This window comes from Corynebacterium sp. Z-1 (assembly GCF_031844665.1).
Classification (GTDB): Bacteria; Actinomycetota; Actinomycetes; order Mycobacteriales; family Mycobacteriaceae; genus Corynebacterium; species Corynebacterium sanguinis.
The window spans coordinates 1,828,733-1,841,705 of the sequence record NZ_CP134621.1 but is presented as its reverse complement, the minus strand read 5'-3'; the positions used below and the strand labels follow the sequence as shown (position 1 = coordinate 1,841,705).

Below are 12,973 nucleotides of genomic sequence, written 5' to 3'. Positions count from 1 at the left end.
GTGTGCTGGCTGACCGTGACACTTCGCTGGCTGAGATGTCACGGTCAGGCTGATCTGGGTGGTGGTCACCTGGGGTTTTCGTTCCCGCCACTGGTTGAGGGTGACATTTCACTGGCTGAGATGTCACGGTCAAGTTGATCTGGGTGTTGGCCACCTGGGGTTTTGGTGCGGTGTGCTGGTTGACTGTGACATTTCACCGCCCGAGATGTCACGGACAAGCAAGAAGGTCCAGTAGTGACCTGGGGTTTTCGTTCCCGCCGCCGGTTGACTGTGACATTTCACCGCCCCAGATGTCACGGTCAAGCCAAACCCGCTGGTGCTGACCACGGGTCAACAAAACGCATGACTTGCGGCCACGCGGTCTTACCGCAACGTCCACACCGCCAAACGCGAATAGCTACCCGGTGAAAGGCTGTCTGAATCCCCGCGACCCTGACACGTGTGGTAGAACAAGTGTGTGACTAATGGTGTAAACCTCGAGGGTCTGCGTGTGATGGGCATTGACCCGGGCCTGACCCGCTGTGGGCTATCGGTTGTCCAGGCCGGCCGCGGTCGCCAGGTGATCCCCATCGCGGTCGGTGTCGTGCGCACGCCCGCGGCCTCCGAGTTGCCGCAGCGGCTTGTACGCCTGTCCGCTGCGGTGCGCGAGTGGTTGGATGACTACCAGCCCGATGTTATCGCCATGGAGCGCATTTTCGAGCGCGGCAACGTTTCTACCGTCATGCACACCGCCCACGCTGTCGGCGTACTCATCCTCGCCGCCGCCGAGCGCGGCCTGCCGGTGCACATGTACACGCCGTCCGAGGTGAAAAAGGCGATTTCGGGCAACGGTAGGGCGGACAAGAAACAGATGACCACCATGATCACCCGCATCCTGGGTTTGGCTGAGCCCCCGAAGCCCGCCGATGCCGCCGACGCCTTGGCGATCGCCGTGTGCCACTGCTGGCGCGCCCCGCTGATCGCCCGCGGCCTCGCCGCCACCAGCCCATAAACCCCGACACATTTCACACGACAGGACGGTTTCGCCATGATCGATTCGCTACACGGAGAGGTGCTCTCCATTGGCTTGGACCACGCGGTCATCGAGTGCGCCGGCGTCGGCTACCGCTTCCTTGCCGGGCCGCCGACGCTGGCGCGACTGACCCGCGGCGAGACCACCCGGGTTCTGACCTCCATGGTGGTCAAGGACGACGGGGTGACGCTTTACGGCTTCGCCGACGACGGTGCGCGCACGATGTTCCACCGGCTGCAAACTGTCAGCGGTCTCGGCCCGAAGCTGGCGCTGGCCTGCCTGTCGGTGTTCGAACCTGCAGAGCTTGCCGGGCTGATTAGCGCCGGTGACGCCGCGGCGATCAAGCGGATCCAAACGATCCCGGGCGTAGGTAAGAAGATGGCCGAGCGCATGGCGCTCGAGCTCAAGGACAAGATTGACGGTCTCTACGCCACCTCCGAGCCGGGAGCGGCACCGAGCGCGCCCGTGACGGCGGGGACCTCGCTCGCCGCCGAGCAGGTTGTCGAGGCGCTGATCGGTCTCGGGTTTGCGGACAAGGTCGCGCGCGGGGTCGTCGACACGCTCATCCAGGAACGCCCGGGGGACTCCTCCTCCGAACTGCTTCGCGCGGCGCTGACGCAACTGGGATCGAAGTAGCGGGGAAGTAGGCTACGAATCATGTCAGACGTGGAGAAGACCGAGTTCGCCCTGCCGGATGCGGTGGGCCGGCCGCCGAGCTCCGTCGTCAACGCCACTGAGCTTGCCGACGACCGCGACGTGGAAAAGTCGCTGCGCCCGAAATCCCTGGGCGAGTTCATCGGCCAGCCCAAGGTGCGCGAGCAGCTTAACCTCGTGCTCACCGGGGCGCGACGGCGCTCGCTGACGCCGGATCACATCCTGCTTTCCGGCCCGCCCGGGCTGGGTAAGACGACGATGGCGATGATCATCGCGCAGGAGCTGGGGACGTCGCTACGCATGACTTCGGGCCCGGCGCTGGAGCGCGCGGGTGACCTCGCCGCGATGCTGTCGAACCTCATGGAGGGCGACGTGCTCTTCATCGACGAGATCCACCGCATCGCGCGGCCGGCGGAAGAGATGCTCTACATGGCGATGGAGGATTTCCGCATCGACGTCATTGTGGGCAAGGGCCCGGGCGCGACGTCGATTCCGCTGGAGATCCCACCGTTTACCCTGGTTGGCGCCACCACCCGCGCCGGCATGCTGACCGGGCCTTTGCGCGACCGCTTCGGTTTTACAGCCCAGATGGAGTTCTACGACGTTGACGATCTCACCAGCGTGATCACCCGCGCCGCGACGATCCTCGACGTGGACATCACCGCCGACGCAGCCGTCGAGATCGCCTCGCGCTCGCGCGGCACCCCGCGTATCGCCAACCGCCTGCTGCGCCGCGTGCGCGACTGGGCGGACGTGCACGGCGACGGGCGTGTCGACGTCGCCGCGGCCCGCGCCGCGCTGGAGGTGTTCGACGTCGACGAGCTCGGCCTGGACAGGCTCGACCGCGCGGTGCTCAACTCCCTCATTCGCGGACACGGCGGCGGACCGGTTGGCGTGAGCACGCTGGCGATTGCCGTGGGGGAGGAGCCCGGCACGGTGGAGGAAGTCTGTGAGCCCTACCTGGTGCGCGCCGGCTTGATGTCGCGCACCGGCCGCGGCCGCGTCGCCACCGCCGCGGCCTGGCACCACGTGGGACTGACCCCGCCGCCGGAGGCGCCGGGGCAGCTCAACTTGCTCTAGAGCCCGCCACAGCCCCCGGATGGGGTTATGACACAATGGGGCCCATGGAACTTATCTTTCTTCTGCTGGTCCTCGCGTTGTTCATGCTGCCGACGTTTCTGATGATGCGCGGCCAGCGTAAGCGTCAGGCGCAGGTCGAGCAACTCCAGGCGTCGATCGTCCCCGGCGACCGGGTGGTCAACGTCTCCGGTTTCCACGGCACGGTTGTCTCCACCGGTGAGGACACCCTCGAGGTCGAGCTCGCTCCCGGCACTGTGGTCACGATGGAGCGCGCGGGCGTGATGCGACGCGTCGAGCCCGCCGCCCCGCTTGCCGACGACCACCCCCAACAGCTGACCGACGAGCAGTAGACAGGCGTAAGCCACGTGCCGCAACACTCCGAGCCCAAAGACCCGCTCCCGCGACATGCGGGGGCGGGCCTTTTGTACGGGGAACGATAACGTAGCATGATGCGGTGGGCGCTTTCCGGCCACGCGCTTTCGCCTCCGGTGCTGGTGCGGAAAGCCAACGACATTATCCGAAGCAGAGGAGATACGACACGTGTCCTCACACAACCGGCGTTCCGCGGACGTGCGAGCGAAAAGGACGTGGCCCGCACAGGCACTCGCCCTATTTCTGCTGATCATCGTCGCGATCTACGCGCTTGTTTTCTTCACCGGCGACAGGTCGGCGACACCGAAGCTCGGCATTGACCTGCAGGGTGGCACGCGCGTGACTCTCGTGCCCCAGGGCGAGGACCCCACGCCGGAGCAGCTTGCCGATGCCCGCAACATCATCGAGCAGCGCGTCAACGGCATGGGTGTCAGCGGCGCCAGCGTGGTCGTCGACGGCAACACGCTGGTGATCACCGCCGCCGGGGATGACACCTCGGCGGTGCGCAACCTCGGACAAACCTCGCAATTGGCGTTTCGCCCCGTGATCCAGAACCCGGTGCCGGACCTGGCCGCGGTCAGTGATGTGCTGGTGCAGACCGCCGACGACTGGGTCGCCTACGGGATTGTGCCGAAGGAGGATGCCCAGACCACCCTGGACTCCGTCGCCACGCAGCTCGGCACCGAGGAGGGCTCGCTCGAGGTGACCTCGGAGCCGCTCGAAGATCCGTCCGGCCCGATCGAGTCCGCCGAGCGTCGCACAGAAACGGCCGAGATGCTGCGCAGCACCCGCCAGTCTGCGGACCCGACGCAGCAGTTCGCTTCCCTCGCTTTGATGAGCACGGTGTGCACCACGCAGCAAACCGACCCGTTGACAGGCTCCGACGATCTCGCGCAGCCGCTGGTGGCCTGCGATGCCACGAGCATGCAACCGCTGCTTTTGGGTGAGGCACCCCTGCTGGGGCAGGGTGACCCGAACGGGCCGCGGTTAACGGGCAACGAGATTGATACCTCCCGCCCGATCACCGGCGGATTCAACCCGCAGACGAGCCAGATGGAGATCAGCTTCGCGTTCAGCCAGGACGGCAACCCCAACGGTTCCCAGGCGTGGGCGCAGCTGACCTCGGACATGATCGGCCAGCAGGTCGCTATCACCCTGGACTCGCAGGTCATTTCCGCCCCCGTTATCCAGGGCGCGACGCCGGTGGGTTCCGCGACCTCGATCACCGGGTCGTTCACCCAGGAGGAGGCGACATCGCTGGCGAACAACCTGCGCTACGGCGCGTTGCCGCTGTCGTTCGTGGGCGAAGACGGTGAGCCGGGTGGTACGGCGACGACGGTGCCGCCGTCGTTAGGCGCGGCCTCGCTGAAGGCGGGCCTGATTGCCGGAATCGTCGGCCTGCTTCTCGTGGCCGTGTTCGTCTTCGCTTACTACCGCCTCTTCGGCCTGATCTCCCTGGCCACCCTCGTGCTCGCGGGTGCCGTGGTCTACGGCCTGCTGGTACTGCTCGGACGCTGGATCGGTTACTCGCTTGACCTGTCGGGCGTGGCCGGTCTGATCATCGGTATCGGCACCACCGCCGACTCCTTCGTGGTCATCTACGAGCGCGTCAAGGACGAGCTGCGCAAGGGCCGCACCTTCCGCTCGGCGACGGCGACGGGCTGGGACCGCGCGAAGGAGACGATCGTGACAGGCAACATCGTCACCCTGATCGGCGCCGTGGTGATCTACTTCCTCGCCGTCGGCGACGTGAAGGGCTTCGCCTTTACCATGGGCCTGACAACGGTGGTGGACCTGCTGGTGACCTTCCTGGTCACGGCACCGCTGATGATCCTGGCGTCGCGCTCGCGCTTCTGGTCGCGTCCGGCGGTCAACGGCATGGGCAAGATTTACAGCCTCGTGGAGCGGGAGCGCACCGCTGCCGGCGCCACGGGCACCGCACCTAGCACTGAAACCGAGGAGAAGTAAGTCATGGGTAGCTCGAAACTCACGTTCCAGTCCCCGGCGGAAAACTCCGCGGCCGCAGGTGTCACGCGCAGCCGCTACGACAGGCTGTACACGGGCGAGGGCGCAATCGACTTCATCGGCCGCTCGAAACTGTGGTACGGCATCACGCTCGCGCTCGTCGTTGTCGCGCTCGCGGCGATGCTTGTGCGCGGGTTCAATCTCGGCATCGACTTCGAGGGCGGCACTAAGCTGTCGATGCCCGCCGGCGACCTCGTCGCCGAGGAGGTCGAAACCACATTCATCGACGCCACCGGGGTGACCCCGGAGCTAACGCAGATCGTCGGCGCGGGCGACGCGCGCACCCTGGAGATCAACTCCGAACACTTGACGCAGCAGCAGATCGACCAGGCCCGCCAGGCGATTTTCGAGCAGCACCAGCCTCTCGACGCCGAGGGCAACGCCAGCCCCGATGCGATCGGCGACTCCACAGTCTCCGAGTCGTGGGGATCGACCATTACCAACCGGATGCTGCTGGCGATGGGTGTGTTCCTGCTCGCCGCCGCGGCGTACGTCGCGCTGCGGCTCAAGCGCGAGATGGCGGTCGCGGCGATGGCGGCCCTGCTTGTCGACGGCGTGCTCATCCTGGGCACCTACGCTCTGTTCGGCCTCGAGATCACCCCCGCGATGATCATCGGCCTGCTCACCGTGCTGACCTTCTCCATCTACGACACCGTCATCGTCTTTGACAAGGTCCGAGAGAATACCGCCGGGGTGCTCGATTCGCGCCGATCCACGTACGCGGAAGAGGCAAACCTGGCAGTGAATCAGACGGTGATGCGCTCGATTTCGACCTCGGTGATCTCGGCACTTCCGATTATTTCGCTCATGGTGGTCGCGGTGTGGATGATGGGCATCGGTACTCTGCGCGACCTCGCGTTGATCCAGCTGATTGGCGTTATCGAGGGTATCTTTTCCTCGCTGTTCCTCGCCACCCCGATTCTGGTCTCTCTGGTCAACCGGCAGGACAAGCACAAGGAGCATGCCGCGGCGGTCGAGGCGTTCCGCAACGGCGACGCCGATGCCGAGGGTCTGCAGCCGGAGGCACCCCGTGAAGAGGCGGCGACGCGCAAGCGCACCGTCGTCGCGCCGCAACCTACCGAGCCGCACGCCCCTGCGACTAGCTCTACCTGGCGCCCCAATGCACGCTAGAGCCTTTAAAATAGGGAAGGATTTTTGTTCGTGGATCGCCCCACTTTCTCACGGGCGCTGAGCCTGTGTGCATCCGCCGTGCTCGGCGCCGGCCTTGTCGCGTCGTGCTCCAGCGGTGCACCGGGAGCGAGCGACGAATCGACAACGTCTGAGTTCTCCTACCAGGTGCCCGTGAACCTGTCGACAACTAACGCCGGCACCGATGTCGGGGCATCCGAGTTCGCGCAAATGCTCTCCGCCCGCCTCTACCCGGGTGTGTTTGTCGTGGGCCCGAGCGGGCAGATGATACCCAACACCGACCTAGTACGCACCCAGGCGTTGCCCGGTGCGCAGCGCATCGTGGAATACACACTTTCGGATGAAGCGGTGTTCTCCGACGGGGAGCCGGTGACCTGCACCGACTACCTGCTTGCGTTTACCGCGGGGAAAAACCCCGCCCTGTTCGGCTCCCACATGCCACTGTTCGAGGAGGTAGAGCGCCTCGACTGCGAACCCGGAGCAAAAACCTTCGACGTGGTGTTCGCGCCCGGCCACGGTGCGCAGTGGCGAGAGCTGTTCGGCCCCGGCACGGTCGTGCCCGCGCACGCGGTGGCGGCGAAGCTCGGCACCGACGTGGCGGGGTTTAGTGCCCAGCTGGACGCGGGGGACGCCGCCACGCTGCGCCCCGTTGCCGAGGTGTGGCGAAGCGGCTTCGATCTGGCCAATTTTGATCCGGCGATGCACGTCTCCTTCGGGCCCTACACCGTTGACAGCGTCGGCGAGGCGGGGCAGGTCTCCCTGGTGGCCAACGAGCGCTACTACGGTGACGCCCCGTTGACGGACGAGATCGTGGTCTGGCCGGGCACGGCCGCCTCGGCGCAGCTCAACGGCACGGGCAACCTGCGCGTGGCTGACCTGGCTGAGCCGAACCCAGAGTGGCTGGACGTCAATGCCGAGGGCAACGAGCTCGATGTGACGTCCCTGGTGGGCACTCTCACCGAGTCGCTGACGTTCGAAACGGCTGGGCCTTGGTCGTTTCCTGCCAACCGGCAGGCATTGGCCAAGTGCGCCGACCCGAACGCGGTGGCCGCCGCCTCGAGCGGGGCGGCTGGCGTGGAGGTCCCGGCGGTGCTCACCCACGTCGTTCCAAACAATGACCCGCTGGCGCCGCGTTTCGACGACATCGCCGCCCCCCACGCCGGCGTGGACATCGCAGCTGCGAGCGCGGCGGGCGGGTTGGAGCTGCGCGTCGGGTACACGCACGCGTCGCCACGCATGGCGGCGATGGTCGACTCCATCCGCGCCACCTGCGAACCGGCCGGCATTAGCGTGATCGATGTCACGGCGTCGACAGGCGCGGGCGCGACCCTGCGCGACCTTGGCCGCGTCGATGTCGGCGAGTGGGGAGAAGACGTCGTGGTCGAGGGCACCATTGATGCGATGCTGCGGCCCGTCAACCCGCAGACCGAATACACGATTCCCAGCACGCGCTCGACAGATGTCGAGGCGATGCGCGAGCGCGAGAGCGAGCTGTGGGATGAGCTGCCCAGCCTGCCCCTGGCGGCGCAGCCGCGTTCGTTTGCCGTGGACCGGAAGCTGTCTAACGTTATTGTGTACACAGGCCCAACCGGTATCGGTTGGAACATGGATCGGTGGCAGCTGCGCCCGGCATCCGTCGGCGATGCGGCCCCGCAGGCCACCTAAGCAGACGAAGCGAGGACCAACCGTGCACACTGACTCCACGATAACCCCGTACAGCAGCGCGCGCGAGGCGCTCGCGCACCGCATCCGCAAGGTGCCGGACTTTCCCGAGCCCGGAGTACTGTTCGAGGATTTGACTCCCGTGCTTGCCGACGGCGCCGCGCTCAACGTCGTCATCCGGGAGCTCGCGCAGGCCAGCCGCGAGTTCGGCGCGGACATGATCGGCGGGCTCGACGCGCGCGGCTTCCTCATCGGTTCGGCCGTGGCCTACGAGCTCGGCATCGGCATCCTGGCCATCCGCAAGAAGGGCAAGTTGCCGCCGCCGGTGATCACCGAGGAGTACACCACGGAGTACAGCTCCGCGGCACTGGAGGTCCCGGCTGAGGGGATTGACTTCGCGGGCATGAAAGTGGTGCTTGTCGACGACGTCCTCGCCACCGGCGGCACGCTGGTCGCGGCGACTGAGCTGATCGAACGCGCCGGTGGTAGCGTCGTAGGATACGCAGTAGTGCTTGAAGTTGACGGCTTAGGCGGGCGCGACAGGCTTGGCGACGCCCCCCTGGTTGTGCTCGAGCACAACAACTAGAGATTCCATCAGGCGGTAGACCGCAAGAGAGGGGCCCGTGATGGCGACGGAGAAAACGCAGAAGCGTTCGGGCTCGAGCGTGCGCAGCGTCTCGGCGCGTCTGGCGCGCTCCTTGACCGGCGGCCGGGCCCGGGTTAACCCGGTGCTTGACCCGCTGATGTCCATCCACCGCCGCTACCACCCGAAGGCCAGCGCCGAGGTGCTCAACCGCGCCTACGATGTGGCCGAGCGCTTGCACGAGGGGGTCACGCGCAAGTCCGGTGACCCCTACATCACGCACCCTCTGGCGGTGGCGACGATCTGTGGCGAAATCGGCATGGACACCACCACCCTGGTCGCCGCGCTGCTGCACGACACGGTGGAGGACACGGAGTACTCGCTGGCCGATCTCTCCGCCGACTTCGGCCCCGAGGTGGCCAAGCTTGTCGACGGTGTGACCAAGCTGGACAAGGTTGCCCTCGGAGCGGCCGCGGAGGCCGAAACGATCCGCAAGATGATCGTCGCCATGGCCGAGGACCCGCGCGTGTTGGTGATCAAGGTTGCAGACCGGCTGCACAACATGCGCACGATGCGCTTTTTGCCGCCGGAGAAGCAGGCGAAGAAGGCCAAGGAAACCCTCGACGTCATCGCGCCGCTGGCGCACCGCCTGGGCATGGCCACGGTGAAGTGGGAGCTCGAGGACCTCGCGTTCGCGATTTTGTACCCGAAGAAGTACGAGGAGATTGTCAGGCTCGTCGCCGATCGCGCTCCCTCGCGCGACCGGGCGCTGGGCGAGATCAAGGCGCAGCTCGAGGCGGAGCTCAAGGCGAGCAGCATCAGTGCCGAGGTGATGGGCCGGCCGAAGCACTACTGGTCGATTTACCAGAAGATGGTGGTGCGCGGGCACGAGTTCGACGAGATCTTCGACCTGGTAGGCATCCGCGTGCTGGTGGACAACGTCCACGACTGCTACGCGGCGATCGGCGTGGTGCACTCGCTGTACTCCGTGATGCCGGGCCGGTTCAAGGACTACATCTCCAACCCGCGCTTCGGGGTGTACCAGTCGCTGCACACCACGGTGATGACGGACAGCGGCCGCCCGCTGGAGGTGCAGGTGCGCACCCACGAAATGCACTACAACGCCGAGTTCGGCGTGGCGGCGCACTGGCGCTACAAGGAGACGAAGGGCTCGCATAAGGGCGACCAGGCCGAGGTGGACCAGATGGCGTGGATGCGCCAGCTGCTGGACTGGCAGAAGGAAGCCGCTGACCCAAACGAGTTTCTCGACTCATTGCGCTACGACCTCACCGCCCAGCAGATCTTCGCGTTCACCCCCAAGGGCGACGTGGTTAACCTGCCCGCCGGATCGACGCCGGTGGACTTCGCCTACGCGGTGCACACGGAGGTGGGGCACCGCTGCATCGGTGCGAAGGTTAACGGCAAGCTTGTCGCGCTTGAATCGGAGCTCGTGTCCGGCGACAGGGTGGAAATTTTCACCTCCAAGGACGAAAACGCCGGGCCGTCGCGCGACTGGCAGGAGTTCGTGGTCTCGCCGCGGGCGAGGACGAAGATCAGGCAGTGGTTTGCCAAGGAGCGCCGCGAGGAGCACCTGGAGGCCGGCCGTGACGCCCTGGCTGCAGAGGTGCAGCGCGGCGGGCTTCCCATGCACCGGCTGTTCACCGCCGACACGATGCGACAGATTTCCCAAAGGTTGCACTACCAGGACGTGGGTGCCCTCTATACCGCGATCGGCGCGGGCACGGTGTCCGCCCAGCACGTTACGCGCATGCTCACCGACGTGTTCGGCGACGAGGAAGACGCCGTGGACACACTGGCCGCGCGCACCCCGATGTCGGAGCTGGTGCGCTCCAAGGCGGTGGCCAACGGCGCGGGCGTGCTCGTCGAGGGCAGCCCGGACATGCTGGCCAAGTTGGCGAAGTGCTGCCAGCCGGTGCCGGGTGATCAGATTTTCGGCTTTGTCACCCGCGGCGCGGGCGTGTCCGTGCACCGCGCGGACTGCACGAACGCGGCCAAGTTGCAGGAAGAGCCGGAGCGGCTTATCGACGTCTCGTGGGCCGCATCCTCCGCCCCGGGCGCTGCGTCTCAGGCGACGCTGCAGGTCGAGGCTCTGGATCGGCAGGGTCTGCTCGCCGAGATCACGGGGGTGCTCTCGGAGCAGAAGCTTCCGATTATGATGCTGACCTCGCAGCTGGGTAGCGACAACGTCGCCACCGTGCGCTTTACCATGGCCGTCTCGGACACCAAGCAGCTCGGCTCGATCATGAAGCACGTGCGCAACATCGAGGGCGTGTTCGACATCTACCGCGTGACTGCGTAGAGCCAGCACGCAAAAACCGCCCGGCCTCCGAACTTTGGGGCGCGGGCGGTTACATGTCAGCTCTTAGCCGAGCTTTGGCAGGGTAACGCCGAGGTTCTTGGAGGCGAAGGTGATGACGGCGCCGAGCAGGCCGATGATGGCGGTGACCACGCCGATCCAGTTCTTGGCCTTGGTGAGGTCGGAGTCGGAGGAGCCACTGTCGGTGTCCTCCTTCTCGGATTCGCTATTGGAAGAGCCCTGGAAGCGCTCGACGATGGAAGAGCCGGTTTCCGTTGCGGGCAGGGTGTTACCAGTCTCCTTAGCGAAAGCCGGTGCGGCAACGCCGCCGGAGACGAGTGCGGTTGCGGTAGCGACTGCGAGGAGGCTGTTACGGAGCTTCATGGTTTTTCCTATCTACCAGACATGACATGTACAGGGTATGAACCTAGTCGCACCAATCAGGGTGCGCAAGGCCCCCGAACCGTGTTCTCCGAAAGTTCACCTCTGGTCTATCGTGGCGTCAATTGGCGGGTGGCCGGGGGCGTTGGGTGGGGCGTCGACAAGCGCCTAGCTCACCGTGGCGGAGGTGATGCGGACCTCGTCCTTCGGCGCGCCGTCGGGCTGGCCGTCGGCGGTGCCGCGGGCGGCAACCTCGTCGAGGGTGGCCAGGCCGGCGTCGTCAATGCGGCCGAAGTAGGTGTAGGCCGGCGGAAGCGAGGAATCGCCGTAGTTGAGGAAGAACTGTGAGCCGTTGGTGTCCAGGCCTGCGTTCGCCATCGCGATGGTGCCGCGCTCGTACTTAACTGGTTGCTGCTGCTGCAAGAGCATTCCCTTGTACTGCTCGGCCTGCTCCGCCGGCACGCCCTCCGGGATCTGGGAGGTGTCGATCGTCTCTAACGCCTCGTCGGTGGGGTACTCGTTGGGGAACTGGAAGCCGGGCCCGCCCGAGCCGGTGCCCGTCGGGTCGCCGCACTGTAGGACCTTGAGGCCCTCGCCTGTGGTCAGGCGGTGGCACACGGTGTCGTCGTAGTAACCCTCGCCGGCCAAGTACTCGACGGCGTTGACCGTGCAGGGGGAGACGGAGCGGTCCAGCTCCATGCCGATCGGGCCGGCAGAGGTCTCCAGGGTCACGGTGACGGTGCCCTCAGTGGAGACGCTGTCGCTCGGGGGCACGCCGACGAAGTTGTCCTTCTGTCCCTCCTGCTCCTCGTACGAGCAGCTCACGGTGGCGGGCAGCGGGGTAGAGCGCGTCAGCGACAGCGGCTCGGCCTGGATCGGCTCCGGCTCGGTCGTCTCGGCGGTGGAATCAGCGGCGGTAGTCTGCTCACCGGAGGCGGTCACGCTCTCGTCCGAGCCCTGGTTGGCCAGGAAGTAGATGCCTCCGCCGATGGCGGCGAGGACAGCCAGCGAGGCCGCGGCAACAGCCCACGGCTTGGTCTTTTCCTTGCGGTCGCGGGCCCCCAACTCCTTTTCAAGGTCGCGCAACGCTTCCTTGCCACGCTGTTCATTATTGGGCGCCTGGGACACGATGGCTTCCTCCATTGACTCGCTTGCCTTCTAAGATGTGCGGTGTTTCAGCCTAGCAGCGCCGTGGCAGTACCCACCACAGACCACTACGGTGGTGGATATGGCTACCGTAACCTTTAAAAATGACCAGACCACCACCTCCGGCGAGCTGCCCGCAGTGGGCGACGCCCTGCCGAACTTCGAGCTCGTCGGCGGCGATTTGAACCCCGTGACCGCATCCGACTTCGCGGGCAAGCGCCTTGTGCTCAACATCTTCCCCTCACTCGATACCGGCGTGTGCGCGGCATCCGTTCGCGCCTTCAACAAGCTGGCCGCGGACTTCGACAACACCGAGGTGCTGTGCATCTCCCGGGACCTCCCCTTCGCCCAGCAGCGCTTCTGCGCCGCAGAGGGCATTGACAAGGTCACCGCTGCATCGGCGTTTCGCTCACCCTTCGGCGAGGACTTCGGCCTGCGCCTGCAGGGCTCCCCGCTTGAGGGGCTGCTCGCCCGCGCGGTGATCGTCACCGACGCCGAGCACAACGTCGTCTACACCGAGCTTGTCAGCGAGATCACCAACGAGCCGGACTACGACGCCGCCGAGGCCGCCTTGAGCGGAAGCAACGGGTAG

At 66.0% G+C, this 12,973-nt stretch carries 12 protein-coding genes; 10 read left to right on the top strand and 2 right to left on the bottom strand.

Going from position 1 to position 12,973, the window contains the following annotated elements; all coding sequences use genetic code 11:
* The first annotated feature begins 493 nt into the window (after nucleotides 1–493).
* The 9 genes from ruvC (at nucleotide 494) to RIU96_RS08925 (ending at nucleotide 10,857) form a co-directional block, all read left to right on the top strand.
* On the top strand, nucleotides 494–991 hold the full coding sequence (gene ruvC, locus RIU96_RS08965; RefSeq protein ID WP_136651171.1) for a crossover junction endodeoxyribonuclease RuvC: 498 nt from the start codon (nucleotides 494–496) through the stop codon (nucleotides 989–991).
* A 36-nt stretch (nucleotides 992–1,027) separates the two neighbouring features.
* Entirely contained in the window at nucleotides 1,028–1,648 is a 621-nt protein-coding gene (gene ruvA, locus RIU96_RS08960) for a Holliday junction branch migration protein RuvA (protein WP_136651172.1), read from the top strand.
* Nucleotides 1,649–1,669: 21 nt separating this feature from the next.
* Nucleotides 1,670–2,746 (top strand): Holliday junction branch migration DNA helicase RuvB, encoded by a 1,077-nt coding sequence (ruvB, locus tag RIU96_RS08955; protein WP_136651173.1) that lies wholly within the window; start codon nucleotides 1,670–1,672, stop codon nucleotides 2,744–2,746.
* Between the two features lie 44 nt (nucleotides 2,747–2,790).
* Nucleotides 2,791–3,096, top strand: a complete 306-nt coding sequence (gene yajC / locus RIU96_RS08950; RefSeq protein ID WP_246062670.1) for a preprotein translocase subunit YajC — start codon at nucleotides 2,791–2,793, stop codon at nucleotides 3,094–3,096.
* A gap of 190 nt (nucleotides 3,097–3,286) precedes the next feature.
* Nucleotides 3,287–5,086, top strand: a complete 1,800-nt coding sequence (gene secD, locus RIU96_RS08945; RefSeq protein WP_170228661.1) for a protein translocase subunit SecD — start codon at nucleotides 3,287–3,289, stop codon at nucleotides 5,084–5,086.
* Between the two features lie 3 nt (nucleotides 5,087–5,089).
* Nucleotides 5,090–6,274: a protein translocase subunit SecF gene (gene secF, locus RIU96_RS08940; protein ID WP_136651175.1), complete on the top strand. Its 1,185-nt coding sequence runs from the start codon at nucleotides 5,090–5,092 to the stop codon at nucleotides 6,272–6,274.
* 30 nt (nucleotides 6,275–6,304) lie between these two features.
* The gene (locus RIU96_RS08935; RefSeq protein WP_246062671.1) at nucleotides 6,305–7,957 is read left to right on the top strand and encodes an ABC transporter substrate-binding protein; all 1,653 of its coding nucleotides are present in this window, start codon (nucleotides 6,305–6,307) and stop codon (nucleotides 7,955–7,957) included.
* Nucleotides 7,935–8,540: an adenine phosphoribosyltransferase gene (locus RIU96_RS08930; protein ID WP_181729395.1), complete on the top strand. Its 606-nt coding sequence runs from the start codon at nucleotides 7,935–7,937 to the stop codon at nucleotides 8,538–8,540. The genes RIU96_RS08935 and RIU96_RS08930 overlap by 23 nt, the downstream gene beginning before the upstream one ends.
* A 40-nt stretch (nucleotides 8,541–8,580) precedes the next feature.
* Nucleotides 8,581–10,857 (top strand): RelA/SpoT family protein, encoded by a 2,277-nt coding sequence (locus tag RIU96_RS08925; protein WP_311204884.1) that lies wholly within the window; start codon nucleotides 8,581–8,583, stop codon nucleotides 10,855–10,857.
* A gap of 63 nt (nucleotides 10,858–10,920) precedes the next feature.
* Here RIU96_RS08925 and RIU96_RS08920 read toward each other — a convergent pair whose 3' ends face one another.
* Together RIU96_RS08920 and RIU96_RS08915 are read right to left on the bottom strand one after the other, a co-directional pair.
* Complete coding sequence (locus RIU96_RS08920; RefSeq protein ID WP_136651177.1) at nucleotides 10,921–11,238, bottom strand: hypothetical protein; 318 nt, start codon at nucleotides 11,236–11,238, stop codon at nucleotides 10,921–10,923.
* A gap of 165 nt (nucleotides 11,239–11,403) precedes the next feature.
* A complete protein-coding gene (locus tag RIU96_RS08915; protein ID WP_136651178.1) occupies nucleotides 11,404–12,378 on the bottom strand; it encodes a peptidylprolyl isomerase in 975 nt (324 codons plus the stop codon).
* An 85-nt stretch (nucleotides 12,379–12,463) separates the two neighbouring features.
* Between RIU96_RS08915 and tpx the strand changes: the two genes are divergently transcribed.
* Nucleotides 12,464–12,973, top strand: coding sequence for a thiol peroxidase (gene tpx / locus RIU96_RS08910; RefSeq protein WP_136651179.1), 510 nt, complete (start codon nucleotides 12,464–12,466; stop codon nucleotides 12,971–12,973).